This is a genomic window from uncultured Desulfovibrio sp. (assembly GCF_944327235.1).
In the GTDB taxonomy this organism is placed as follows: domain Bacteria; phylum Desulfobacterota; class Desulfovibrionia; order Desulfovibrionales; family Desulfovibrionaceae; genus Desulfovibrio.
Genome location: NZ_CALVHE010000004.1, coordinates 1 through 26,067, shown reverse-complemented (window position 1 = coordinate 26,067; position 26,067 = coordinate 1). Strand labels below are relative to the sequence as shown.

Sequence of the window (26,067 nt, the reverse complement as noted above, 5' to 3'; positions counted from 1 at the left end):
CGGATGGGCAGACTTTGCAACGAGACGCCCACGCGTCCAAAAAAAGCGAGGTAATCTATGGCACTGACGGCATACATGAAGGTCGAAGGCAAGTCTCAGGGTGAGATCAAGGGCGATTGCCAGCAGGGCGGCGACAAGAAGGACAAGATCCTGGTCTATGCCGTCGAGCATCTGGTGGAGATCCCCAAGGATACGCACACCGGCCTGCCGACGGGCCAGCGCATCCACCATCCGCTGACCATCACCAAGCATCTCGATCAGGCGAGCCCCAAGCTGTACAAGGCCTGCTGCACGGGCGAACAGTGCACGGTCACCATCGACCATTACCGCATCGCCGCTGACGGGACCGAAGAAAAATATTTCACCATCAAGATGGAAGAAGCCATCGTGGTGAGCATGAAAAAGGAGACCCCGCTGACCTTTCTGGCGGAAAACAAGCCCTATCACGACATGGAAAGCGTCTCCTTCACCTACTCCAAGATCACTTGGACCTATAACGACGGCAATATCGAATACGTGGACGACTGGAAGAAGTAGCGCCGCCGGGCACGCCGGAGCAATCCGGCCGTCCTGAAACGATGCGTCGCCTTTACCACATCACGCCATGACGGCCCGATGAACGCCTGTGTCATCGGGCCGTTCGTGTATCTCGTCGCCGTTGCGGCGGCATAGCGCAAGGGGGCTTGTCGGGCAACGAGCCTGCCCCGCCGCTCTTCCTGTATGGCAGTGGCGTTTTTCCCTCTTCCCCCGTGGACGTCAGTCATGCCGCCAGGCCTTAATACCTAAAGGTTATTTTCAGAAAGCCGATAATGCACGAGGTCTTTCCTGATGACGGGCCGCCCATAAGGTCTGACGGAGGGGAAGCAGGTCTTTTTCTGGGGGATGAAGCAATATGACCATCAAACTTCGTATCACCCTCGGCTTTCTGTGCAGCATAGCCATTGTCGCCGCCTGCGTCATCGGCTATGCCGGCTGGCAGATGCGCGAGGATGCCCGCGGCTACTTCCTCACCGCATCCGGACAGCAACTGCGGCTCATGGACGAGAACATCAGCAGTTTCGTCAATGCGGCGCGGCACAATGCCCAGATGGTGGCCGAACTGCCGGGACTGGCCGAGGCCAAAGACATCTTCCCGCATTTTGTGGACAATCCGCAGGAAAGCCGCTACCGGCAGAGCGACCTCTCCCCCGAGGCGCAGGCGCTCACCGAGACCCTCCTGCGCGTGGGACGCGCCAACCCCGACTACCTTGAGATCTATGTGGGCTATGCCGACGGCAGCTACGCCAGCAGCTGCGACGACATGAAGATCCCCGCCCACCACGACCTCAGCACCAAGGAATGGTATCGCCGCCGGGCTGCCTCCCCGGACAAGTCCGGCCTGGCTCCGGCGTATTTCTCCGTTACCGGCGAGATGGTGGTGGCCGTCACACACAAGTTGCAGGATGCCCGGGGCAACCTCACCGGCGTCGTCGGCATCGACATCTCCCTTGCGGAGCTTTCCCGCCGGGTAGCGGAAATGAACTTCGGCAAAACCGGCTTCTTCCTCATCATCGAGGACTCCGGCCGCATCATCTGCAATCCGCTGGAAGAAGAGATGGTCGGCAAGGTCATCGGCAAGGACGTCAACACCCCCGCGCTCGAAGCCATCATGAAGGTGCCCAACGGCGTCGTGGACGTGGAGGCGAAAGGACAGGCCTACGTAGCCAACATCCTCACCACCCAGTCCGGCTGGAAGGCGGTGGCCATGCAGTCGGTGCGGGAGATCAACGAGCGCAGCAATACGGCCATGCAGCATGTGAGCCTCATCGCCGTCGTGGTCGCCCTGCTCATGCTGGGCGTCGCCCTGCTCATCGTGCGCTCCATCGTGCGCCCGCTCAATGCGCTGGTGCGCAATGCCGGAGAGGTCGCCGGGGGCAATCTGGACGCCCGGGTGGAGGGCTGCCACTTCTTTGGGGAACTGCTGCAGCTGCACGACAGCCTGGCCAGCATGATCAGCTCTCTGGGACGCCTCATCGACGAGGCCAAGCAAAAGACCGAGGATGCCCAGCGCCACACCGCGCTGGCCGAGGAGGCCACGCGCAAGGCGGAAGAAGCGCGCAACAAGGCCGAGAACGCCCGGCGTGAGGGCATGATGGAGGCCGCGCAGCATCTGGAAGCCTCCACCAGCGTCATCAATTCGGCGGCGGACGAGCTTTCGCGGCAGGTCGCGCAGTCCGCGTCCGGCGCACATCATCAGGCGGATCGGGCGTCGGAGACGGCCACGGCCATGAACGAGATGAACGCCACCGTGCTGGAAGTGGCCCGCAACGCGGGCAGCGCCGCCGAAGTGTCGGAAAACATGCGCCACAAGGCCGAGGAAGGGGCCAGGATCGTGAGCGAGGTCGTACGCAGCATCCAGTCGCTGCGGGACATGTCCCTGACGCTCAAGGAGGACATGTCCAACCTCGGCAACAACGCCGCTGCCATCACGCAGATCATGAGCGTGATCTCCGATATCGCTGACCAGACCAATCTGCTCGCCCTCAATGCCGCCATCGAGGCCGCCCGCGCCGGTGAGGCCGGACGCGGCTTTGCCGTGGTGGCCGACGAGGTGCGCAAGCTGGCGGAAAAGACCATGGCCTCCACCTCGGAAGTGGGCAACGCCATCAACGCCATCCAGAAGAGCACGGACAAATCCATCCGACAGGTGGATGTCTCGGTGGAGGGCGTCAACGCCGCCACGGACCTTGCCGGACGTTCGGGAGACGCCCTGCAGGAGATCGTCCATCTGGCCGAGAGCGCCGCGGATCAGGTGCGGGCCATAGCCGCCGCCAGCGAACAGCAGTCCGCCACCAGCGAAGAGATCAATCGTTCCATCGCGGACATCAATCTGGTGGCCGGACAGAATGCCGCGGCCATGGAGCAGGCCGCCCAGTCCGTCAACGCTATGGCGGACGAGGCCCGCAAGCTCAATGCGCTGATAGAGAAAATGAAGAACGCATAAGACGCAACGGCCCCGCATCGCGCATAGCGTATCTGGACTGCCCGCGCCCTGAGGAAAGACGACATGCCGTCCTCAGGACGCGGGCAGCATCATTGGAGCATTTTTCTCTTTGGGATGCTTCGCGTTCCAAACCATACGACTTGGCGTTTCGCGAAAAAAACGCGGCCATCCCGCTCAGGATGGGCGGGCGGCGCTGCTCGTTTCCCGGATGTCGCCAACTGCCGCAGCTATCGCTGGGCACAGGGCACAAAAAAATCCGCATGGCTGTCTGCCTTGCGGACATCTGCGCAGCGTTGCGAATGTGGACTTGGCGGAGGGGGAGGGATTTGAACCCCCGGAAGGCGCGAACCTTCAACGGTTTTCAAGACCGCCGCATTAAACCGCTCTGCCACCCCTCCAGAAAAAAGGACAAAAAAGGCGCCTGCCGACCAGACGGACGCCGTTTCTGCCCGCGTGCGAAATTTACTTGATGGCGTCCTTGAGCCCCTTGCCGGGCGTGAATTTGGCCACCTTGCCGGCGGGGATGGTGATCTCGTCACCGGAACGCGGATTGCGACCCTTGCGAGCGGCGCGCTCCACGACCTTGAAGCTGCCGAAACCGGTAAAGGTCACGGATTCGCCGGCAGCAAGAGCTTCGCGCAGCGAGGCAATGACCGCATCCAGAGCTTCTTCGGCCTTGGCCTTGGTGGGCAGCCCAGCCTTGGCATACACTTTTTCAACAAGCTCAGCTTTCGTCATGATAGATACTCTCCAAAGAGGGATTTGGGGCATGTCCCCTTGATGTCGAACTGTGTTGTTGTAAGTAAGCCTTCCCCTGCCTGTCAACCCAAAAAGGCCGCATCATCCGGCACTTGTTGCAGAAAAGAGGCTCCATAGCGCGTGCGACCCGGCGCGTTGGACAGCAAAACGGAGACAGCCCCCTCCGGTGTGCCATGTCCGGTGCCGCCTTTCCTGTCGTCGCCCCGCGCGCCGCGAAAAACTCCCGGCAGCGGCGGAGGGTTGCCCATGTCTAGAGGCGTTTTCAGTTTGAAGCGCTTCGCGTTTCAAACCATACGGTCTGTCGTTTCGCGGAAAAAACGCGGCTTTTCCGCTTGGTTTCGGCCGGGCACTGCGCCGCCGCCTCGCGTTTTGCCTTTTTCAAAGGCAAAATGCTCTACAGATTGACGAGCTCCACTTCCGCATGATGCAGCGGCTGGCCCAGAAAGATGCTGGCCGTCCGCACGAAGCGGTTGCGGTTGTCCGTGGTCATGAACCGTCGTTCGCCCCGCACGTCGGGGACCGCCTGACGGGCCAGATCCAGTCGGAGCAGTTCGTTTTCGACCGCCTCGGCCGTGGTGGCCGCCGAATCCACGATGTGCACCGTTTCCCCGACCACACGCTGCAGCACGTCGGCAAACAGAGGGAAATGCGTGCAGCCCAGCACGAGCGTATCCGGCCGGGGCGCGGTCACGAGCGGCTGGAAAAGATCGTCCAAATAGCGGTGGGCCGTGCCCTCTGCCACCGGGCCGGTCAGCCAGCCCTCTTCGGCCAGCGAGACAAAGAGCGTGCAGGGGCGGCCCAGTACCGTCGCATGGGGCAACAGGCGCGTTATGGCCTTCTGGTACGCGCCGTCCGCGATGGTGGCCTCCGTCCCGATGACGGCGATATGCCGGTTGCGGGTCGCGGCCACGGCGGCCCGTGCGCCAGGCTCGACGACGCCCAGCACCGGCAGCGGGGCAAAATGTTCGCGCAACGTCGGCAGCGCGGCGCTTGTGGCCGTATTGCAGGCCACCACCAGCATCTTGACCCCGCAGTCCACGAGCTTCTGCGCGGCCTTGAGGGTATAGCGGATGATGGTTTCCCGGCTCTTGGTGCCGTAGGGCAGACGCGCCGTATCCCCGAGATAGAGCAGGTCCTCCCGCGGCAGGCGCGTGCTGATGGCCTTCAGGACGGTCAGCCCGCCGATGCCGGAATCAAAAAGCCCGATGGGCTGGGACGCTGTCGAGGTGTCTGTCGCCGCGGTGAGATGCGATGCCATGTTCTGTCCTTGAGCATTTTCAGTTTGGAACGCTTCGCGTCCCAAATCATGCGGCCTGTCGTTTCGCGGAAAAACGCGGTCATCCCGCTCACGTCGGGCCGAACGGCGCTGTGCCGCCTCACGCTCTGCCCTTTCCAGGGACAAAACGCTCTTGCGACATGTACGCGGCAGACGACTGCCGCATCAAAAGCCCTCAGCCTGCCCGGCATGGCCGCGGCGGAGGGCATGGGAGAAAAAGCGCCCGCCTCCGGTGGGAGGCGGGCACACGGCGGGGATCAGCGGGCGCCCTTGGGAAAGAGCACCACCCCCACGGTCTTGAAGATGATGTGGATGTCCAGCAGGATGGACATGTTCTTGACATAGTAGAGGTCGTATTCCAGCTTGCGCCGCGAGTCCTCTTCCGAAGCGCCGTAGGGATAGCAGACCTGCGCCCAGCCCGTGAGGCCCGGCTTCACCGTATGCCGCAGGCTGTAATAGGGGATATGCTCCTTGAGCTGGATCACGAAGGCCATGCGCTCCGGACGCGGCCCGATGAAGCTCATGTCGCCCTTGAGGATGTTCCAGATCTGCGGCAGCTCGTCGATGCGCACCTTGCGGATGAACTTGCCCACACGGGTGACGCGGCTGTCGTTGGCACTGGCCCAGACCGCGCCGTTCTTCTCCGCATCCACACGCATGGAACGGAACTTGTAGACCGTGAATTCCCGTTCATGCAGGCCCACGCGGTCCTGCCGGTAGATGACAGGCCCGGGCGACTCCAGCCGGATCAGCAGCGCCGTCAGCGCCATGACCGGCGCGGCGGGCACCAGCAGCACCAGCGAGATCAGCACGTCGAAGGCTCGTTTCAGACGCCGCAGGGAACCGCGGGTGTTCAGCGAGAAGCCCTCTGTCTGCAGCAGCCACTCGTCGTTGATCTGCGAGATGGGCAGACGCTGCACCACATGCTCGTAGAACGAGCGGATGTCCACCACCATGCGCCCGCGCAGCTTGGCTTCCAGCAGATCGTGCGCGATATCGTCGTCGATGGGGGCGTCCGGCAGCAGAAGGATGGTGGTCGCCCGGCGTTCGCGCGCGACATCCAGCACTTCATAGGGCCGCCCGAGACAGGGACCGGCGTCCGGGTCCATATCCGGCTCGCCCACATAACCGATGATGCGCGCCGTGGGCAGCCCTTCGGCCAGGAGCTGACGCACCTTGCCCGCGCGGTCCACCCCCACGAGCAGGACCCGCATCTGGAAGGTGAGCTTGTCCGTATTGCGGTAATAGAACAGACGCCAGCCCAGACAGAGCAACATGGACAGCAGGAAGAGCAATCCGGTGCTCGGCCGGTCGAAACGCCAGTGATCAAAGACGTAGGACGAAGTCGCGGACGAAATGATGGCCAGCACTCCCGCCAGAAGCACCCGCACCACGCTGTCCCGGAAATCCTCGACGCCCACGCTGTAGGCGTCAAGGATATAGAAGAACAGCATGTAGAAGAAGATGGTGAACAGGGATGCGCCGGTGTAGTCGTCAAAAACGCTCAGCTCCGGGTCGATGGCAAGCACGCCGACCACGCCCAGCGCCACGAGGATGCAGAGCAGGTCCATGCATTGCAGCAAGGCCATGCGATAACGACTGACCATGATGACTCCTTTTAGCGGGTCTCATCCAGACGCACGGACGGCTGCGGCACGCGCATGTCGTCGAGGATGCGGCGGGCGACCACGGTGGCGTCGAACTCTTCACAGGCCAGCTGACGCCCCTTATGTCCCATGGCGGCGATATCCTGAGGATGCAGGAGGAAGTGCTCCATGCTCTCGGCCAAGGAGGCCGCGTCGCGCAGACGGCACAGCCGCCCATTGACCCCGTCGGTCACCACTTCACTACAGCCGGGCACATCGGTCACCACGGCGGGACGGCCCATGCTCATGCCTTCCATGATGGCCGTGGGCGTGCCTTCGCGCCAGGACGGCAGCACCACCACATGCGCTTCGGCCAGATGGGGACGCACGTCGGCGGCCTGCCCCAGATAGGTGATGCCGCAACGCTCCTCCCACTGCCGGACAAGGCGTTCGCTCACGCTGCCCACGCCCTGCTCGGCCGGACCGAGCAGGCGGAACTCCGCAGCGGGATACTTGCTCTTGAGCAGACGGGCCGCCGCGGCGTATTCCCGCAGGCCCTTGGCCTCGAGCAGGCGCGCGACCAGGAGGAAAACGACGCGACGCTCTTCAGGCGGCGTGTCGTCAGCGGGCAGGGGCGGCAGGGGCGCTTCGGCAAAATGGAGCGTATCCACGCCGGTGCCGCGGGCCATGAGCACGCGGGCCCGCGGCCCCAGGATGCCCGACTCGCGGAAGATGGCCAGATCGTCCCGGTTCTGAAAAAAGACGCCTTCCACGTTTTTCAGGGCGTTGCGGTACAGGGAGACGCTCAACTTGTTCACGCAGCGCTTGAAGCGGTTGTCGGCCTCAAAGGCGTAGCCCAGCCCGGTGATGGTGGCGTAGATGTGCTCCACCCCGGCAAGCTTGGCGGCCATGCAACCGTAGATGACCGGCTTGATGGTCGTGGCGAAGAGCATGTCCGGCTTTTCCAGCAGGAACGTCTTGTAGAGGGAGGCAAAGGTGGCGGCATCCCACAGGGGATTGAGGCCCTTGCGATCCAGCGGATAATTGACGATGCGCAGGGCCGGGGCTTTCGGAAAACCGGGCGCATCGGCCGGGCAGGCCCCCAGCGCGGCAAGTCGGCCTTCCGTGGCCACGTCCCCCGCCGGCACCATGCAGATCACCTCATGCCCAGCTCCCCGCATACGGCGCATGAGCACGCTCCAGAAATTGGCCACGGAACGGGCCTGATTACCAAGCACAACAATTTTCATGAGCAATCCCCTGGGCCTGTATTCAGGCGCTTTTTTTCAGGGTATACCAGCAAGGCCCCCGCCTGAAAAGAGAAAACCGCCGCATTCCTCCCGGAAGTTTTGACAGCCGTTACGCTCCATCGTAAACTGCATATCCACCGGGAGCCGCTCCCCGCCTCCCGGCAACAGCCAAGGATGTAACTATGCTGACATGGAATACGCTTTGTGACGATATGAAGGCGCGCCCCTCCCGCTGGCTCGTGACCGGCGTGGCGGGCTTCATCGGCTCCAACCTGCTGGAGCATCTCCTGAAACTGGGCCAGACCGTGGTCGGTCTGGACAACTTCCTCACCGGCTACCAGAAGAACCTGGACATGGTGCGCGAGGCCGTGGGGCCGGAAATGTGGGATCGCTTCCGCTTCGTGGAGGGCGATATCCGCGACCTCGACACCTGCCGACACGTCTGCGAAGGCGTGGACCATGTGCTGCACGAGGCCGCGCTCGGCTCGGTGCCGCGCTCCATCGACGATCCGCTGCTGTCCAACAGCTGCAATATCGACGGACAGCTCAACATGCTGATCGCGGCCCGTGACGCGGGCGTGAAGAGTTTCGTCTATGCCGCCTCCTCCTCGACCTACGGCGATTCGCCCGAACTCCCCAAGGTGGAAGACAAGATAGGCCGCCCCCTCTCGCCCTATGCCGTCACCAAATACGTCAACGAGCTATATGCCGACGTTTTTGCCGCCTGCTACGGCTTCACGACCATCGGCCTGCGCTATTTCAACGTCTTCGGCCAGCGGCAGGATCCTTACGGGGCGTATGCCGCGGTCATCCCGCAATGGTTCGCCAGCCTGCTCAAGGGCGAGACCGTCTACGTCAACGGCGACGGCGAGACCAGTCGCGACTTCTGCTATATCGACAACGTGGTGCAGGCCAACCTGCTGGCGAGCTTCGCCGCCGATGAGGCCCGCAACAAGATCTATAATGTGGCCTTCGGCCAGCGCACGACGCTCAATGAACTCTTTGCCCTCATCCGCGAGGAGGTCTCCCGCCACAAGCCCGAAGCCGCGAAGGCCCAGGCCGTGCACCGCGATTTCCGGGCCGGGGACGTGCGCCACTCCCTTGCCGACATCAGCCGGGCCAGCACCCTGCTGGGCTACGATCCGCAGGTGGACGTCCGCCGGGGCCTGCGCCTGGCAGGCGACTGGTACGCCGCCAATCTGTAGGAGTGCCCCTCCGTCCGCCGGTCATCCCGGCGCCCCCTGAACTTCTCCCCTCCCGGCCGGTACGCCGCCGGGAGGGGATGCCGTGCCTGCCCTGCCGCAGAGCCTCACGGGAGAACCCATGAAACGCTTTCTGCTCTGGTCCATCCTTCTCATCCTGCTGGCGGCGGCCGGGGCCTTCGTGCTTACCCGGGTCGATACCGGCTTTGTGGCCACGACCATCTCCGATGCGGTCAACAAGGCCACCGGCGCGCCGGTGACCTTCACCGATCCGCCCCGTCTTTCCCTCTACCCGCTGGGCGTGGATTTCGGCAGACTGGCCTGGAAACGGGAACAGGCGGACAAGAGCCTTGCGGTCAGCGCCGCCGGCGGTCATGCGCGGGTGGCCCTGTCGCCTCTGTTTTCCGGCAACATCGTCGTGGAGGAGATCACGCTCACAGGCCCGGCGCTGGACATCGTCCTGCACGCGCCTGCCGCCGGGACGCCCCACGAGGAAAAGGAGGCCGCCCCATCCGCGCAGGCTCCCGCCGCCGCGGATGCTGACGTGCCCTCGGATGTCCTGCCGCTGGAACTGGGGCAGGTACGCGTGGAACAGGCCCGCATCAACTTTACCGATGCCGTGGGCAACCGGCTCGGCATCGACGGTCTGCATCTGGATCTGAAAAACGTTCGCCGCCATGCGGACATGACGGTGGATACCGGATTTTTCTACAGTCTGTCACAGGGAGGGCAGGACATCTCCGGCAACTTCGCCCTCAAGGCGACAGTGCGCTATCAGGCCCCCAATCTCACTGTCCGCGATCTGCAGCTTGGCCTGACCCCGAAAAGCGGCCCCCTGCCGAAGGACCTCGGCCCGCTGGCCCTGCAGGGAGAGGCCGCGCTGAACTTCGCCACTCGGAAACTCCGCCTCCAGAATGTGGCGCTGGCCTGCGCGTCCAGCCGCGCCGAACTGTCGGGCGAGGCCGACCTCGGCTCCCGGAGCTTTGCCGGCGCGCTCTCTCTGGTCACGGCGCCGCGCGCCCTGGCTGCCCTCTGGGGCGTACGCTTGCCGCAGCAGGGCGAGGACAGGCTGGAGGTCTCCACGGGCCTCGAATGCTCGCCCAGCCGCGTGGCGCTGCACCAGCTCAAGGCCGCACGCGGCAAGACGCATCTTGAAGGTTCGCTGGACCTCTCCCTGCGTCCAGACACGGCCATACGCGGCAACCTGCGCCTCAACGACATCGTCATTGAACACTATCTGCCCGAAGAGGCTTCTCCCACAACGGCAGCGGCTCCAGCCTCGCCGTCCGGCGGCAAGGGGACGGAGCGCGTGACCTCCTCAACAACCACCGATTTTCCGACTCTGGACGTCAGTCTGGCTGTCGACAGCCTGCGGTACAAGGAGATGGGCGTACAGGGACTGGCCCTGCGCCTGCAGGGAGAAAAGGGGCGCTACCGCCTCCGGGATCTTCGCTGCCGCCTTGCCTGCGGCGGCGCCGTCGCCGGGACGGGCAGCGCGGATCTGCCGCAAAAACGGTATGCCCTGAGCCTCAAGGCGGACGATGTGGACATCGGCGGCCTTACCCAGATGCTGGGCAAGGGCCGCCCCGCCGACGGCAAGGCCTGGCTCACGGCGGACCTCAGCGCCGCGGGCGAGAGCAGCGAAAACCTCATGGCCTCGCTTGACGGCAAGGGGGCGCTGGAAGTGCGCGACCTGCACCTGCAGGCCCTTTCCGCCCTGCCCCGCGACATACCAGGCGTGAGCGGCGCCATCCCCAAACAGATCACGCGCGTGCAGGTCCCCTTCGTCGTCCGGCAGGGAGAAGTGAACGCAAAGCCCATCGTGGCCAGTTCCGACGCGCTCAGCGCCAACGGTCAGGCCACGGCCAGTCTGCCCCGCAAGCGTCTGCACGCTACCGCCGATGTCCATACGCTGGGGCTGACCGTCCCGGTCATCATCGACGGGCCGTTCGACGATCTGTCCTATACGGTGGATCCCCGCTTCCTCGCGCGCATGGCCACGAGCCTGCCCGGCGCTCTGCTGGAAGGCGGCACGCAGGCCGGCAAGACCGCCGGCGAGACGGCCAAGGGAGCCGGCAGCGTCATCGACAAGACCGTGCGCGGCGCGGGCGGGCTGATGCGCGGCATCCTGGGCAGATAGACAATGTGTCCGAAGAAGGCTAAAGATTTTTCTTCTCCGGGCGTTATAGTAAGGTATGGCATTTTTCCGGAAATCCTTCCGGGCAGGTAAACCCGGCTAGCTGCCGGCGCTGGTGGGACTGTATGTATCTTCTGATAGGCCTCATCGTCGTTTTCTCCTCCGTGATCGTGGGCTATACTGTGGCGCACGGGGAATGGTCCGTCCTTTTTCAGCCCGCCGAACTCATCATCATTCTTGGCTGCGGCCTGGGCGCGTTCTTCGGTTCGCAGACAAAGTACACCTTCAAACTCATCACCAAGAGTTTGAAAAACCTCTTTTCCGACCCGGGCTCCAGCAAGGACCGTTACCTGGACACCCTTGCGCTGCTGTACACCCTCTTCACCAAGATGCATCGTGAAGGCGTGATCAGCGTGGAAAGCGACGTGGAAAAGCCGGAATCGAGCCCCATTTTCAGCAAGTATCCCGGCATCTCCAAAAATACGACGCTGGTCAACTTCATCGGGGACACTCTGCGCGTCTATCTGACCACCGGCGACCCGGCCGACATCAACAGCCTCATGGACGTGGACATGCGCACCATGCAGGGTGAAGGCCTGTTGCCCGCCCACGCCATCACGCACATGGCCGAGTCCATGCCTGGTATGGGTATCGTGGCCTGCGTGCTCGGCGTCGTGCTCGCCATGGGCAACATCAACGAACCCCCGGAAGTGCTGGGCCACTACATCGCCGCGGCCCTTGTGGGTACCTTCATCGGTATCCTTTCCTGCTACGGTCTGTTTGGTCCCATGGGCTCCAAGCTGGAGAACTACGTTTCCGAAGAGCATTTCTATTTCAATGCCGTCAAGGAAGCCGTCTCCGCCGCCATCCGTGGCGCAACGCCGCTCATCGCCGTGGAATATGGCCGCCGCGCCGTCCCCTATCCCTTCCGGCCCCGCTTCGCGGAAATGGAAGAACGTCTGCGGAGCGCCTAAACCCGCTCTGGGAAAGGCGAGTCTTTTAAGGAGGATATATGGCAGGTGCATGGAAAGTTGCCTACGCGGACTTTGTGACCGCCATGATGGCCTTTTTTCTTCTCCTGTGGGTACTGAGCTCGGTTTCCCCGGAGACGAAGGCCGGTCTTGCCGCCTACTTCAAGGGGGAACTGCAATACGATTCCAGCGCCACGTCGCCGGTCTCCAACAACCCCTTCCTGCAGAACACGGCACGCATCAGCACGGATTCGCTCCGCATCTCGGAGAATGAGAAATCCCACATCGCCATCGCCCAGAAGCTGCAGCAGATGCTCATGGCCGACGCCATCCCGCAGAGCGCTTCGGGCATCAGCGCCGATGATGTGGGCGTACAGCTGCGTGTCAATTCGGACGCCATGTTCCAGCCCGGTTCGGCGGCATTGTCCCCGCAGGGTGTGAAGGTCCTCGGCAGCGTGATGAAGATCCTGCGCGAGTACAACCTGTATCTTGTGGTACGCGGCCATGCGGACTCCGCCGAGGCCCAGCCCAATTATCCTTCCGGCTGGGAACTCTCCGGCGCTCGTGCCGCCGCCGCCCTGCATTATCTGACCACGCAGGGGATCAAGCCGACTACGTTGCGCGGGATATGCTACGGGGATACCCGCCCCTACAAGCCCGGCATCGACGAGGCAAGCAAGGCAGCCAACCGGCGCGTGGAATTCGTTTTCCACCGTCCCGAGGTCATGAGCTACAGCGTCGTCTACTAGTTGCGCTGGCAGGCATTCCAGCGTATGATAATTCCGTTGGGCATGGAGGGCATCATGCCCGGCGGACATCCCGCTCTGCGGGAAGAAGAGGCAAGGCCGGAAACGGCCTTGCCTCTCTTCTTTCCGGCAACCCCTTTCTCCTTGCCCGTTGAGGCTGCCGGGGCACGACATGCCGTCCGCACGGTGTTCTGCCAGGTCCTCCGCCTGCCTGCCCGTGTCACTCTCGTTCGTCATAGGGGCATTTTCAGGCGGAGAAACGCGGTTTTTCTGCTCACTTTGGGCCGGACGGCACTGTGCCGCCGCCTCGCATTTTGCCTTTTTCAAAGGAAAAAACTCTATTGCCGCAACGACCGGTTTGCGCCACTACCGCAGATCCGTCCGGCAAGACGACGCCGGGCACAAAAAAAGCCCGCTCTCTCACGAGAACGGGCTTGTATAGCGTATTGCGAAACGGTCTACACGGCGAACGAGAACATGGAGCCGGACACATTGGCGGAAACGCCAAAGCCCGCGCCGCCGGCGGCCATGCCGGAGTAGGCCCGCGTGGCACGCTGCGGGCTGACGCCCGACCAGACGCTTTCGCCACTGGAGGACTGCGAACGCTGCGACTGGCTGCCGCTGCTGCTGTAGGCGGCAAAGATGCCGTCAGAGGTCATGCGCCACGAACCGCCGTCGCCGGAAGCCGCACGCGGCAGCTCTCCCGTCGCGGGGAAGCCCAGACTGGCGCTTTCATAGGCCTGTGCGGCCTGCCGCCGGGAACTGCGTTCCGTTTCGATGCTCCCCAGCGCCTCATCCTGACGGTTCGCTCCGGAGGCGGCCATGCCGGGAGCCTGTGCCGCCATGTTGACGTTGGGCCCCGCCGCCAGACTACTGGTAAGGGGATCCACGTTCATGGACGCGCCGCTGTCAGAAGCCCCGGACTGCGTTTCGTCCTGCTCCTCTTCGCGCGCATCCACACGGGCCTCGGCTTCCATCTGGGAAGCCTTCGCGGCTACCTGCATATCCTGCGCCGAGGGATCGCCGGGCGCGAGGGCGGCCCGCCGCACCTGCTGCGCTTTTTCTTCGGACGCTTCCGGATCGTCGGGCACGGAAGACGTGTCGATATTGACGTGTCCGCCAATGGCGTAGCGGCGGCCATCAGGCCCGGCCTGATAGGTATACTGGGCGCCGCCCATGGCGTGCTGCCCGGCTGCGGCCATATGCGCCCGCTCATGCGCGCGCACCTCCGCATCCCGCTGTTTCAGCTCCTTGAGCTGCTGTTCCGCTTCAGGAGAAAGCTGGACGCTGTCGCCGGTCTGACTGGAAGGACTCCCCCCCTGTTGCGCGGCGTCTTTTTCCTGCGTCGGGCCGAACTGCCCGTAAGGATCCTGCTCGCGACCAGGCGTCCGGGATGTCTGCCGGAAATAATCGACGGTCCCCGCCGGGCTCATGCCTGTGAGAGCGCCGACGCCGCCAACTGGTTCAGCATTCTGCGACATACGTTCCTGCCTTTTCGTTAAAGGGAATCGTTATCCGTAACCATACGCGGACTGCCGCTTTTGTGCAAGTCTTTAGCGGAGTTGCTGCCGCGCCAGCGCCGCACGCAGACGCGGCAGGCAGCGGATGCCCAGCAACAGGAGCAGCAAGGCCACACAGGGAGCCACCGACAGCGCCAGGAAGGCCATGCCGTAGCCGTAGTGCCGGGCCACGATGCCGCCCCAGGAGGCACTGAAGGCCGCGCCGATGCCCTGCAACGTCATCACCATGCCCAGACCGAGGTTGATATGCCCGCTGCCGCGCAACAGCAGGGCCACCATGCCCGGCGTCACCACGCCCATGATGCCCGCGCCCACGCCGTCCAGGATCTGCACGGGCACGATGTTCCACGGGCTCTGCCAGAACCCGGCGATCAGGCCGCGTACGGGCAGGGCTATCAGGGCACAGAACAACGCCGGTCCGTAGCCCCGACGCGGCGCGATGGAGGCGGCCCAGAGCGCGGTGAGGATCATGGTCCCCTGCGCCACCAGCACCGTACATGCCGTGTACACGGCGGGGTCCACATCGAAATGGGCCACGGCGGACTGACCGAGCAAGGGCAGCATGGCCGCATTGCCCAGATGGAAAAACAGCATGATCCCGCCGGTACAAAGCAGCGCCTTGTCGCTGAACAGCAGACCAAGATGTGAAGGAGCAGGCCCGGCCTCACGGCTTGATTTCTGGAGCTTGCCTTGTGGGGGGACGCTTTTTTCCAACCCGCGCGCCGCGGCGTAGTCGATATGCTGGGGACGGATCCCCCGCACGGCCAGCAGCGAGAGCAGCCCCATGCCCGCCATGACCAGCAACACGCCGCCGATGCCGTAAAACCAGCCCACCGCGCCGCCCAGCATCGCGCTGGCAGCATTGCCCGCATGGTTCCAGGCCTCGTTGCGGCCCAGTCGGGCGGACAAACCTTCCTGTCCCACGAGCCCCAGGCTCAGCGCGCTGATGAGTGGAGCCACGGCCGCCGCCAGCAGCCCCTGCGTGATCTGGCTCGCCCCGGCCACCAGCGGCAAAGGAGACAGGAAAACGGCCACAGCGGCCAGCAAGATGCCCAGGACCACGGCGATCAGCAGACGGCGCTTGTCCTGCGCGGCATCCACGAGCGCCCCCAGCGGCGAAGCCGCCACCACGCCCATGAGGCCGCCCAGCGTCATCACATAGCCGATGGCGTCGGGAGTCCAGCCGTGACTTTGCAGGTACACCCCGAAAAAGGGGCCGAGCCCGTCCCGGACATCGGCCAGCGCAAAACACAAAAGAGAAAGAGCGGCCAGCGAATGCTGCCGGGACTCATCGTTCATGGGGCAACTCCCTGGAGCAGGTCTCCCGCGCGGACGTATCCTTGCCAGTACCGTGTGAAAGCGCTATCAAGGGGGCTCGCAATTTGCGGGCCGTCGCCCGCAGGAGGTCGTATGCCATCCCCCATCAGCGCAGGCGTTCGCCGCGCCCTGCCCATTGTTCTCGGTTATGTGCCCGTAGGTTTCGCCTTTGGCGTGCTTGCCGTCAAGAGCCAAATCCCGCCGGCGCTGGCGGTCGTCATGTCCGTCCTGCTCTTTGCCGGTTCAGGACAGTTCGTCATCGCCGGTCTCTGGGGGGCGGGCGTCGGAGCGGCCTCGGTGGTGGTGGCGGTGTTCGTGGTCAATCTGCGGCATCTGCTCATGTCCGCCGCGCTGGCGGAATATCTGGCCCCGCTCAAACGCTGGCAGCGCTTCCTTTTCGGCTGCGAACTCACGGACGAGACCTTCGGCGTGCATATCGGCGCGTTCCAGAAAGGCTGGCAGCTTGCGACGGCGACCCTGTATTCCTGTAACGTCACGGCACATTCCGCCTGGGTCGGCGGCACGGCGCTCGGCGTCTTTTGCGGCGAACTGGTGACCGATGTCCGCCCGCTGGGCCTCGATTATGCGCTGACGGCCATGTTCCTCGCGCTGCTGGTGCCGCAGTGCGTGAGCCGCTTGCACGTCGTGACCGCCCTGCTGGCAGGCGTGCTTTCCCTTGGCTTCAAGATCGCCGGCATGGGGCAATGGAACGTGGTCATGGCCACCGTGCTGGCCGCCTGCGCGGGGACCTGCCTGCTCGCCCGCCAAAACCGGCGGCCGCCGGAGGAACACGCATGAACTTCCTTGCCCAGCACATGGAACTCGTCTGGTGCATCATCGGCTGCACGCTGGTGACCGCCATCCCGCGCGTCCTGCCCGTCATGTACCTGCGGGCGGAAAAACTGCCGCCCCTGCTCCGGCACTGGCTTTCCTTCGTGCCCGTCTCGGTCATGGCGGCTCTGCTCGCTTCACAGATCTTCTATTATAACGACAAATTCGACCCGACGCCCGGCAATCTCTATCTTGTGGCCGCCCTGCCCTCGCTGCTGGTGGCCTGGAAGACCAAAAGCTTTTTCGGCACCATCATCTTCGCCATGCTGCTGGTGGCCGGAGCACGCTTTTTCGGACTGTACTGATGTCTGCCGCCGCTCCCCTGCCGTCCCTGCGGCGTCGCCGCGACCGCTCCGTCCCGCTCCCCTCGGCCCGTGAGAGCGACGCACTCTATCTGCGCCTTCCCGCCGAACGGACGGCGCTGTTCCGCTTCCTGCTGGAAGCCTATGAAAACGTGGCCTATTTCACGGTCCTCGACCGCAAGGAAGCCCTCATCAAATACATTTTCTCGCCGCACATGCGCGTACAGGCCGAAGCCGTCCTTGCCGATATCGCCCGCAGCGTGCCGCTGGAACGTCTGCCCTACCAGCCGGAAGAGACAGCCTGAGCCTGCCGGAACGGGATCTCTTTCCGCTGCCGAACGGCGGATGTTTCCCGATATCCTTTTGAAAACGCAGCCCCGCGACAGAGAAAAGCCTGCTCGACATCCCCCGTTACTCTTGCAAAAGCCGCAATAACATATGCGGAAAGGCGTTGGCCTGCGCCAGCATGGAGACAGCGGACTGGGGCAGCACCTGATTGCGGACGAGCGTTGCATAGCTGACCACTTCGCGAATATAGTTTTCCTTTTTGCAGGGAAAATATACCATTCCGTCAATATACCTCTTCGCTTGGAATCGCTCATCAACGGATGCCCTCCATGCGGGAACGGCAAAAAATGGCGTGCGCTGCCGTCGCAAGCCTCTCATCTTATTCATTGAAATTACTTGCAAAACTTGGTTGATGCATCTTGGATGCGTCGCGTCTTTGAAAAAAGCAAAACGCGGGACGGCGGCACAACGTAAGCGAAAAATGCGTTTTCCCGCAAAACGACAGGCCGCATGGTTTGAGACGCAAAGCGTTCCCAACGGAAAATGCTCCATGAGACATCGACGTGCCGGACAGGCTCCGTCACAGAAAAAACGCAGGCCACGGCCCCCGCCGCCCTTTACCTTGTGGCCGCTTCACGCTATGTGAACGGCACGCGCAACTGATTGGGCGCATCCCGTTCTGGACGAGGCCCAACGGGCCCCTTACCCCAAAAGGAGACATCATGGCGGACATTCTGATCATCGGCGCCGGGGGCGTCGGCAGCGTTGTGGCGCACAAGGTGGCGCAGGCAGCCAAGGCTGAAGGCGTTTTCGGCAAGATCACCCTTGCCAGCCGTACCAAGTCGCGGTGCGACGACATCGCCGCATCGGTGAAGAACCGTTTCGGCGTGGACATCGCCACGGCGAAGGTGGATGCCGACAACGTGCCCGAACTGTGCAGCCTCATCCGTGAAGTCAAACCGGAAGTGGTCTGCAACATCGCCCTGCCCTATCAGGATCTGCATGTCATGGATGCCTGCCTCGAATGCGGCGTCCACTACATGGACACGGCCAATTACGAACCGCTGGATACGGCGAAGTTCGAATACAAATGGCAGTGGGCCTATCAGGACCGTTTCCGTGAGGCGGGCCTGACGGCTCTGCTCGGTTCGGGCTTCGATCCCGGCGTGACCAACGTCTTTGCGGCCTGGGTCATGAAGCACAAGCTGGATGAAGTGCACGTGCTGGACATCATCGACTGCAACGCGGGCGATCACGGCCAGCCCTTCGCCACCAACTTCAATCCGGAGATCAACATCCGCGAAGTGACCGCGCGCGGCCGCTACTGGGAACGCGGCGAATGGGTGGAGACCGATCCGCTGGCCTGGAGCATGACCTACGATTTCCCGGACAACATCGGGCCGAAGAAGTGCTTCCTCATGTATCATGAGGAGCTGGAATCCCTCGTACAGAACCTCAAGGGCATCAAGCGCGCCCGTTTCTGGATGACCTTCTCCGAGAACTATCTGAACCATCTCAAGGTGCTGGGCAATGTGGGCATGACCCGCATCGACCCCGTGAACTACAACGGCATGGACATCGTGCCCATCCAGTTCCTGAGCAAGCTGCTGCCCGACCCGGCCTCCCTCGGCCCGCTGACCAAGGGCAAGACCTGCATCGGGGACGTCATGCGCGGCGTCAAGGACGGCAAGGAAAAGGCCGTCTACATCTACAACATCTGCGATCATGAGGAATGCTACCGGGAAGTGGGTTCGCAGGCCATTTCCTACACCACCGGCGTGCCCGCCATGATCGGCGCCAAGATGATCGTCACCGGCCAGTGGCGCAAGCCCGGCGTCTGGAACATGGAGCAGTTCGACCCCGATCCCTTCATGGCCGACCTCAACGTCTACGGCCTGCCCTGGCAGTGCGTGGACGTGGACTAGGACCTTAACACTGTCCATTGCTTATTTTGGGGGGAAGGGAAACCCCTCCGCCGGCGCGGGAGGGGGGGCCCTTCCCCCCAAGCCCCCCATCCTTTCCCCAGCGCGCTTTTAGCAGGGGAAAAGGCGAAGTTCGGTGTAAGCATTCATCAAAAGGCAAGCTGGCATGTCAGCTCGTTTTCTTTACCCCTTAACATGACTGAAATTTTGCACAGACATGCCCGAGGACCTGCCGCCAGTATCGTCAACAGAGGGAGGGGCGTTGCGCCTCTCCCTTTTTCCGACCTTTTTTCCTTTCGAGCACAGCGCATGAACCATCTGCTTCCCCTGCTTGACCCGGCCCGTGTCCCCTCCCCCTGTTTCGTGCTGGACGAGGCCCGCCTGCTGGCCAATGCCGCCATCCTGAACAGCGTGCAGGAGCGCACGCACGCCCGTATCCTGCTGGCCCTCAAGGGCTATGCCGCCTGGGCCACCTTCCCGCTGCTCAGTCGCGACGCCGCCAGGGGCGGACAAGGGCCGCTGTACGGCACTTGCGCCAGCTCCGTGGACGAGGCCCGCCTCGGCCGGGAAGAGTTCGGCGGCGAGGTCCATGCCTTTGCCGCGGGCTGGTCGGATACGGATATGGACGAGCTCCTGCCGCTGGCCGATCACATCGTTTTCAATTCGCTGGCCCAGTGGGAGCATTTCCGGCCGCGCATCGCGGCCTACCGCCGTCAAAGCGGCCGCCATATCGAATGCGGCCTGCGCGTCAATCCCGAACATTCCGAAGGGGCGGTAGCCATCTACAACCCCTGCTCGCCGGGCTCACGCCTCGGCATCCGGCCGCGCCACATGCCCGAACGTCTGCCGGACGGCATCTCCGGTCTGCATTTCCATACCCTCTGCGAGCAGGGCGCGGACGCACTCGAACGCACGTTGCGGGCCGTGGAACGCCACTTCGGGGCGCAGCTCGCCCAGTGCCGCTGGATCAACTTCGGCGGCGGCCACCACATCACCCGCGCGGACTATGACGTGGACCTGCTCTGCCGCTGCATCGACCACATGGAGCGCACCTACGACGCGCAGATCTATCTGGAACCCGGCGAGGCCGTGGCCCTGGACGCGGGCTGGATGACGGCCACGGTGCTGGACGTGGTGGAGGCGGACATGCCCATCGCCATCCTGGACACCTCAGCGGCCTGCCACATGCCCGACGTGCTGGAAATGCCCTACCGGCCCCGCGTGCTCGCGCGGGAAGCGGAGGGACTCGCGCAGGCGGGCGAAGCCGGAGAAAAAAGCTGGACCTGCCGTCTGGCGGGCAAGTCCTGTCTGGCGGGCGACGTCATCGGAGAATACAGCTTTGCCGCGCCGCTTGCCGTGGGCCAGCGCCTCATCTTCTGCGATATGGCCATCTACAGCATGGTCAAGACCACGACCTTCAACGGCCTGCGCCTGCCCGGCATCGGCCTGCTCCGGCCTGACGGGGAATTTCGCCTGCTGCACGCCTTCGGTTACGAGGATTTCCGCAACCGCCTGTCCTGAGGACTGCCCAACACTAGAACATTTTCAGTTTGGAACGCTTCGCGTTCCAAACCATACGGCCTGTCGTTTCGCGGAAAAAACGCGATTTTCCGCTTGGTTTGGGCCGGGCGGCGCTGTGCCGTCGCCTCGCATTTTGCCTTTTTTTCAAAGGCAAAATCCTCTATCCGCTGCGTGCTTTTTTGGGGGGGAAGGGGAACCCCTCCCCCCGGCATGAACCATCAGTATCCCAAAATATACTTAAGAAAACGTCGCCGTCATCCGGCCCTGCTTGAGGGAGACCCGGCCCAGCGGCAGGTCCCGCCACCAGAGCGCGGCCTCACGGCCCTCCAGCTCCGTCCGGAGGCTCTGGCCGCTCAGGAGGGCCGTCAGGTCGTCGGGGCTGTCCAGCACAAGGGCCGTCCCGGCGTCAGGACGGCGCGGCAGCAGGACGCGCAGACGCGGCGCGGGATGCAGACGTCCGCCCGCGAACTTGCCCAGCAGCGCCCCCTGCCATGCCATGTCCGGCGGCAGCAGACGGGCGGCATCCTCCGGCAGGAAACGCGCCTGATCCCCGTAGAGCATGACCCGACCGGGCGGCAACAGCGAGGGATCGCAGCACGGCCCGGCCAGCGCCTCGCGGGGCAACTCCTGTCCGGGCTGTTCCCGTCGGCCGACGCTTTTGCCGCCCCGACGGGGAGGACGGGCGTCCGTTCGCGTCGGCAGCGGCTCCGCTACGCTCTCCACGGCACTGTACGGTTTGCGGAACAGGGCCACATAGAAGCCCTGTGCGGCGGAGCGGCGTCCGTCCACGCGCAGCGTGCCCTCCCCGCCCGGCAGCTCCTCCCAGACGAAACCCGGGAAAGGCGTCAGCGGCAGACGCTCAAGCCCCAGCTCCTCTTCGGCAAAGCGTACCTGTTCCTCGTTTTCCGCCGCATTGGTGGTGCAGGTGGAATAGACCAGCCGTCCCCCCGGAGCCAGCAGCGAGGCCGCATGACGCAGCAAGAGGCGTTGCAGGCCGACGAGGGGCTGGACCTTTTCCCCCTGCCAAAGCTCCATGACGCGGGGATGCTTTTCCACCGTGCCCCAGCCGGAACAGGGCGGGTCAAGCTGGATGGCCTCCCAGCTGCCGGGACGGAGCGGGAGTTTCTGCCCCTCGCAGGTGCAGGTGCCCACGGACAGCAGGTTGCAGACGTGCATATTGGCCCGCAGCGTGGCAAGACGGGCACGGGAAGGCTCGTTGCCCAGCACGAAGCCGTTTTTGCCCACCAGCTGGGCCAGGAAGCCCGTCTTGCTGCCGGGACTGGCGCAGATGTCCAGTACGCTGCTCCCCGCCGCCGGAGCAAGGGCCAACGGCGGCAGCATGGACGAACGGTCCTGGATGTAGATGTACCCGAAAAAGGCGGCCAGCGATGCGCCCAGCGGACGCGGTTCGTGCAGCAGGCGGCGGCAGAGGGGCGAGAAGGGTTCCGGCTCGAAGCGGTAGCCCTGAGCCTGCAGCAGGGCCTCCACATGCGGCGCCTCCTCCGGGGAACAGAGCAGGCGAAAGGAACGCCCGGAGGATGCGGGGACAGAATTTTCCGTGGTCTCCATGCCGTGTGCATAGCCTCTCCAACGCCGTGGGGCAAGTCTTTTGCGCCGTCACGGCCATGTTGCGCCCCGGCAAAAGTACGGCTATAGTTTGGCTCCCGGCCTGTATGGTCGGCAATCCGGCGCCGCGAGACGCGGCTTCGTTTCTTTTCAAGGAGACAATGAATGAGATTCGCCATGCGACTGGCCTTGATGGCCTGCCTGATGCTGCTGGTCGGTGTTCAGGCAACGGCGGCCCAGGCCGCCCAGAAATCTTTCGTGCTGTTGCCCTTTACGGTCAACGCGCCGCAGAGTTACGGCTATCTTTCCAAGGCCCTGCCGTCCTCCCTGCTGAACAGGCTCAACCGTCCCGGCGTGGCGCAGGGCCGCGTCGGCTCGACCAAGGCCACCTCGGCCGCTCAGGCCAGAAAGGCTCTCGGCGGCGCGGACTACGCCATCTGGGGCGAGGTGAGCGTGGTCGGCAACGACAGCACCATCACCTTGCACAGCGTCGACAAGGCGGGCAAGGAATGGAGCAAGACCGGGTCCGGCCCGGTGAGCAACCTCAACGGCACCGCCCAGCAGCTGGCCGGCGCCCTTGCCTCGGAAGTCATGGGCATGGGCGGCGCGAGCGGCGGTCGTGCCGCGTCCGGCGGGCGCAGCAGCGACATCATCGTCAACGAGACCGGTCAGAACCAGGCTTACCTCAATCCGCAGTTCCGCTATCAGGGGGCCGGTGCGAGCGACGGTTCGCGTCTGCGTTCACAGCGCATCCCCGAAGCCATGGTGGACATGGCTGTGGCCGATTTCAACGGCGACGGCCAGAACGAGGTCGCCATCCTGACCGACCACAAGCTCATGATGTTCAAGTGGGGGCGCGACGGCAAGCTCAATCCCCTGCAGGACGTCACCATCAACCGCACCAATGCCAACTTCTCCATGCGGGCCATTGACCTCAACCGTGACGGCGCGCAGGATCTGGTCATCGCCACCTACGACGAGAACGACAACCGTCCGTACTCCTACTTCTATTCCTTCAAGGGCAACCGCCTCAAGGAATGCAGCAAGCGCATCCCCTACTTCGCCAGCGTCATGAAGCTGCCGCCCAACTTCTCGCCGGTCCTGGTGGGCCAGAGCTGGGATTCGGTCAATCTCTTCGCGCGCGGCGTGTTCGTCCTGCAGAAGAGCGGCGACAGCTACGCTCCCGGCCAGCGCATCAACCTGCCTGAGGGGGCCAACGTCTTCAACTGCGCCTGGATCCCGGCCGGACGCGGCAACAAGAGCGATCAGCTCATCATGCTGACGCCGGAAGAACGCATCAAGGTCTTCCAGGGCAACAACAATACGCTCATCCACACCACCATGGAACGCTTCTCCGGTTCCGCGGCGGGGATGGACCACTACAAGAGTATGCCCGGCCTCGGCGTGGACAGGAACTATCAGCTCCCCAGCCGCTACTACGCGCCCATGCGCCTCATCGTGGCCGACATCGGCAATACGGGCGAGAACTGCCTGATCATCAACAAGCCCATCTCCACGGCTTCGCAGTTCTTTGATCGCTACCGCTTCTTCCCGCAGGGCGAGATCCATGCCCTGTTCTGGGACGGCGTGGGCCTTGCCCTCAAGTGGAAGACCCGCCGTATCCGCGGTTCCGTGGCGCAGGCCGACCTGGCCGACGTGAACAACGACGGCATCCTGGATCTTGTGGTGGGCCTCAACTCCTCGCCCTCGCTGGGCGTGGGCGGCCGCCAGTGCATCATCACGGCCTATCCGCTGGACGTGACCAAGATGGATCCCAATACGCCGGCGGACATGAGCGACTTTGAGATCAACCCCAACAACTAGCCTTTTCCGCCGCCCGGAAGCTGCTTTCCGGGCGGCTTTTTTCATTGGGGCGCTTCCCCGGGAGCGGCTCCTTGACGGCAAGACAACCATCCTTTCACACCCAAGATGCCGGAAGACATTCCGGTGAAACTGCGGGAGGCATCGTGCGTATACTGGTCATTGGTTCCGGCGGCAGAGAACATGCGCTTGTCTGGAAACTCGGGCAAAGCCCGTCGGTCACGGAGATCCTCGTCGCGCCGGGCAATGGCGGCACCGCTGCCGAAGGGGCGCGCAACGTGCCTGTGGCGGCTGACGACATAAACGGTCTGGTGGAACTGGCTCGCCGCGAGAAAGTGGATCTTGTGGTGCCGGGCCCGGAACTGCCGCTGACGCTCGGCATCGTGGACCGTATGCGGGAAGCCGGCATCGCCTGCTTCGGGCCGGATGCCTACTGTGCCCGGCTGGAAGGCAGCAAGGCCTTCGCCAAGGACATCATGCGGCGGGCGGGCGTGCCCACCGCCGCCTGCGAGATCTTTACCGATGCGGACAAGGCCCGCGCCTATGTGGAAGCCAAGGGCGCGCCGCTGGTCATCAAGGCCGACGGTCTGGCGGCGGGCAAGGGCGTGGTGGTGGCCCGCACCACCGAAGAAGCGCTGGAAGCCGTGGAGGACATCATGCGCCGCCGCACCTTCGGCGCTGCCGGGGATCAGGTGGTCATCGAAGAGTGCCTGATCGGGGAGGAAGCTTCCTTCCTCTGCTTCTGCGACGGCAAGACGGCCGTCCCCCTGCCGTCCGCTCAGGACCACAAGGCGGTATTCGACGGCGACAAGGGCCCCAATACCGGCGGCATGGGCGCGTACAGTCCGGCCCCGGTGCTGCCCGACAGCGAAGCCGAGCGCATGGCCGATCTGGTGGCCCGCCCCATCCTGCGCGAGCTGGCCGCGGACGGACACCCCTTCGTGGGCATCCTCTATGCCGGGCTCATGATGACCCCCAACGGCCCGCGTGTGCTAGAATACAACGCCCGTTTCGGTGATCCCGAATGCCAGCCCCTGCTCATGCGGCTGGAGGGCGATCTGCCCTCCGTCATGCTGGCCTGCGTGGAAGGACGCCTCGACCCGGCGAGCCTTTCCTACACGCCGCGCACGGCGCTGGGCGTGGTGGTGGCCGCCAAGGGCTATCCGGGCTCCTACCCCAAGGGCATGTCCATCGGCGGCCTGAGTGAGGCGGATGCCCTGCCCGGCGTCAAGGTCTTCCACAGCGGCACTAGCCTCAAGGACGGAAAGATCGTCTCCAGCGGCGGCCGCGTGCTCTGCGTCACCGCGCTGGGCGATACGCTGGCCGAGGCCCGCGACGCCGCCTATGCCGCCCTGAAGAAGATCGACATGCCGGACAGCCAGTACCGCAGCGATATCGGCCAGAAGGGCATCGACCGACTGGCGGGCAAGACCGGGGCATAACGCCCTCCCCCTGACCGCGCCGCTGGCGCACAGGAAGGAACACAAGGAGAAAACATGGCTCAGGTCGTCATCATGATGGGCTCCGCCTCGGACGAGGAAAAGGTCAGCCCCTGCGTGGAAGTGCTCCGTTCGCTGGGCATTTCCTACCATTTTACCGTCAGTTCCGCCCACCGCACGCCGGAGCGGACAGAAAAACTCGTGCGCGAACAGGAGGCCGCCGGAGCGCGGGTCTTCATCTGCGCCGCGGGCATGGCCGCCCATCTGGCGGGCGCCGTGGCGGCCCGCACCGCCCGCCCGGTCATCGGCATCCCGGTCTCCGGCGGGGTCATGGGCGGCATGGACGCCCTGCTGGCCACGGTACAGATGCCTCCCGGCTTCCCTGTGGCCACGGTGGCCATGGACAAGGCCGGGGCGCGCAATGCCGCCTGGCTGGCCGCCCAGATCCTGGCCGTGGAGGACAGCGCCCTGCATGAGCGCATCCTGGCCGCCCGCGCCGACATGCAGAAAGGCGTGGAAAAGGCCGCCGCGGACATCGAAGCACGCTACGGCAACTAGGGTCAGGACTCATTATTTCCATACGCTTCAAAAAAGAGTAGGTATGGAGACGGAGGTTACCATGTCTACTCT

The 26,067-nt window shown here is 63.9% G+C and carries 22 protein-coding genes and 1 tRNA gene; 14 read left to right on the top strand and 9 right to left on the bottom strand.

Annotation, left to right across the window (positions count from 1 at the left end):
- Positions 1–57 precede the first annotated feature (57 nt).
- Positions 58–537, top strand: coding sequence for an Hcp family type VI secretion system effector (locus tag Q0K00_RS01415; RefSeq protein ID WP_297226792.1), 480 nt, complete (start codon positions 58–60; stop codon positions 535–537).
- Between the two features lie 355 nt (positions 538–892).
- Complete coding sequence (locus Q0K00_RS01410) at positions 893–2,983, top strand: methyl-accepting chemotaxis protein (protein ID WP_297226791.1); 2,091 nt, start codon at positions 893–895, stop codon at positions 2,981–2,983.
- A 308-nt stretch (positions 2,984–3,291) separates the two neighbouring features.
- Here the strand turns inward: Q0K00_RS01410 and Q0K00_RS01405 are convergent.
- The 5 genes from Q0K00_RS01405 to Q0K00_RS01385 form a co-directional block, all read right to left on the bottom strand.
- Positions 3,292–3,381, bottom strand: a tRNA-Ser gene (locus tag Q0K00_RS01405).
- Between the two features lie 64 nt (positions 3,382–3,445).
- Positions 3,446–3,721, bottom strand: a complete 276-nt coding sequence (locus Q0K00_RS01400) for an HU family DNA-binding protein (RefSeq protein WP_296304358.1) — start codon at positions 3,719–3,721, stop codon at positions 3,446–3,448.
- Between the two features lie 415 nt (positions 3,722–4,136).
- On the bottom strand, positions 4,137–5,000 hold the full coding sequence (murI, locus tag Q0K00_RS01395; RefSeq protein ID WP_297226790.1) for a glutamate racemase: 864 nt from the start codon (positions 4,998–5,000) through the stop codon (positions 4,137–4,139).
- 275 nt (positions 5,001–5,275) lie between these two features.
- A complete protein-coding gene (locus tag Q0K00_RS01390; RefSeq protein ID WP_297226788.1) occupies positions 5,276–6,625 on the bottom strand; it encodes a sugar transferase in 1,350 nt (449 codons plus the stop codon).
- Positions 6,626–6,636: 11 nt separating this feature from the next.
- A complete protein-coding gene (locus Q0K00_RS01385; protein WP_297226786.1) occupies positions 6,637–7,854 on the bottom strand; it encodes a glycosyltransferase family 4 protein in 1,218 nt (405 codons plus the stop codon).
- A gap of 182 nt (positions 7,855–8,036) precedes the next feature.
- Between Q0K00_RS01385 and Q0K00_RS01380 the strand changes: the two genes are divergently transcribed.
- From Q0K00_RS01380 to Q0K00_RS01365, 4 genes are all read left to right on the top strand, one after another.
- The gene (locus tag Q0K00_RS01380; protein ID WP_297226784.1) at positions 8,037–9,059 is read left to right on the top strand and encodes an SDR family oxidoreductase; all 1,023 of its coding nucleotides are present in this window, start codon (positions 8,037–8,039) and stop codon (positions 9,057–9,059) included.
- A 118-nt stretch (positions 9,060–9,177) separates the two neighbouring features.
- Positions 9,178–11,196 (top strand): AsmA family protein, encoded by a 2,019-nt coding sequence (locus tag Q0K00_RS01375; protein WP_297226782.1) that lies wholly within the window; start codon positions 9,178–9,180, stop codon positions 11,194–11,196.
- A 122-nt stretch (positions 11,197–11,318) separates the two neighbouring features.
- Positions 11,319–12,167: a flagellar motor stator protein MotA gene (gene motA, locus Q0K00_RS01370; protein WP_297226780.1), complete on the top strand. Its 849-nt coding sequence runs from the start codon at positions 11,319–11,321 to the stop codon at positions 12,165–12,167.
- Positions 12,168–12,205: 38 nt separating this feature from the next.
- A complete protein-coding gene (locus Q0K00_RS01365) occupies positions 12,206–12,913 on the top strand; it encodes a flagellar motor protein MotB (RefSeq protein ID WP_297226779.1) in 708 nt (235 codons plus the stop codon).
- Positions 12,914–13,368: 455 nt separating this feature from the next.
- Here the strand turns inward: Q0K00_RS01365 and Q0K00_RS01360 are convergent, their stop codons facing one another.
- Positions 13,369–14,391 (bottom strand): putative metalloprotease CJM1_0395 family protein, encoded by a 1,023-nt coding sequence (locus tag Q0K00_RS01360; RefSeq protein WP_297226778.1) that lies wholly within the window; start codon positions 14,389–14,391, stop codon positions 13,369–13,371.
- 72 nt (positions 14,392–14,463) lie between these two features.
- Positions 14,464–15,729, bottom strand: coding sequence for an MFS transporter (locus Q0K00_RS01355; protein ID WP_297226777.1), 1,266 nt, complete (start codon positions 15,727–15,729; stop codon positions 14,464–14,466).
- Positions 15,730–15,840: 111 nt separating this feature from the next.
- Here Q0K00_RS01355 and Q0K00_RS01350 point away from each other — a divergent pair, with 111 nt between their 5' ends.
- Genes Q0K00_RS01350 through Q0K00_RS01340 form a run of 3 tightly spaced genes read left to right on the top strand, consistent with a single transcriptional unit; the run spans position 15,841 to position 17,185 of the window.
- Positions 15,841–16,545 (top strand): AzlC family ABC transporter permease, encoded by a 705-nt coding sequence (locus tag Q0K00_RS01350; RefSeq protein WP_297226776.1) that lies wholly within the window; start codon positions 15,841–15,843, stop codon positions 16,543–16,545.
- Positions 16,542–16,883 (top strand): AzlD domain-containing protein, encoded by a 342-nt coding sequence (locus Q0K00_RS01345; RefSeq protein ID WP_297226775.1) that lies wholly within the window; start codon positions 16,542–16,544, stop codon positions 16,881–16,883. Before Q0K00_RS01350 ends, Q0K00_RS01345 begins: the two co-directional genes overlap by 4 nt.
- On the top strand, positions 16,883–17,185 hold the full coding sequence (locus Q0K00_RS01340) for a DUF4911 domain-containing protein (protein WP_297226774.1): 303 nt from the start codon (positions 16,883–16,885) through the stop codon (positions 17,183–17,185). Before Q0K00_RS01345 ends, Q0K00_RS01340 begins: the two co-directional genes overlap by 1 nt.
- A 106-nt stretch (positions 17,186–17,291) precedes the next feature.
- Here Q0K00_RS01340 and Q0K00_RS01335 read toward each other — a convergent pair whose 3' ends face one another.
- Complete coding sequence (locus Q0K00_RS01335; protein WP_297226773.1) at positions 17,292–17,720, bottom strand: hypothetical protein; 429 nt, start codon at positions 17,718–17,720, stop codon at positions 17,292–17,294.
- A gap of 170 nt (positions 17,721–17,890) precedes the next feature.
- Between Q0K00_RS01335 and Q0K00_RS01330 the strand changes: the two genes are divergently transcribed.
- Together Q0K00_RS01330 and nspC are read left to right on the top strand one after the other, a co-directional pair.
- Positions 17,891–19,093 carry a saccharopine dehydrogenase family protein gene (locus Q0K00_RS01330; protein ID WP_297226772.1) on the top strand — a complete coding sequence of 401 codons (1,203 nt, stop codon included), beginning with the start codon at positions 17,891–17,893 and terminating at the stop codon, positions 19,091–19,093.
- Positions 19,094–19,399: 306 nt separating this feature from the next.
- Positions 19,400–20,611, top strand: a complete 1,212-nt coding sequence (gene nspC / locus Q0K00_RS01325; RefSeq protein ID WP_297226770.1) for a carboxynorspermidine decarboxylase — start codon at positions 19,400–19,402, stop codon at positions 20,609–20,611.
- A 237-nt stretch (positions 20,612–20,848) separates the two neighbouring features.
- Here nspC and Q0K00_RS01320 read toward each other — a convergent pair whose 3' ends face one another.
- Positions 20,849–22,180 (bottom strand): RsmB/NOP family class I SAM-dependent RNA methyltransferase, encoded by a 1,332-nt coding sequence (locus tag Q0K00_RS01320; RefSeq protein WP_297226769.1) that lies wholly within the window; start codon positions 22,178–22,180, stop codon positions 20,849–20,851.
- A gap of 162 nt (positions 22,181–22,342) precedes the next feature.
- Here Q0K00_RS01320 and Q0K00_RS01315 point away from each other — a divergent pair, with 162 nt between their 5' ends.
- The 3 genes from Q0K00_RS01315 (at position 22,343) to purE (ending at position 25,995) form a co-directional block, all read left to right on the top strand.
- A complete protein-coding gene (locus Q0K00_RS01315; protein WP_297226768.1) occupies positions 22,343–24,001 on the top strand; it encodes a VCBS repeat-containing protein in 1,659 nt (552 codons plus the stop codon).
- Between the two features lie 143 nt (positions 24,002–24,144).
- Positions 24,145–25,440: a phosphoribosylamine--glycine ligase gene (purD, locus tag Q0K00_RS01310; protein WP_297226767.1), complete on the top strand. Its 1,296-nt coding sequence runs from the start codon at positions 24,145–24,147 to the stop codon at positions 25,438–25,440.
- A 54-nt stretch (positions 25,441–25,494) separates the two neighbouring features.
- Complete coding sequence (purE, locus tag Q0K00_RS01305) at positions 25,495–25,995, top strand: 5-(carboxyamino)imidazole ribonucleotide mutase (RefSeq protein WP_297226766.1); 501 nt, start codon at positions 25,495–25,497, stop codon at positions 25,993–25,995.
- Positions 25,996–26,067 lie beyond the last annotated feature (72 nt).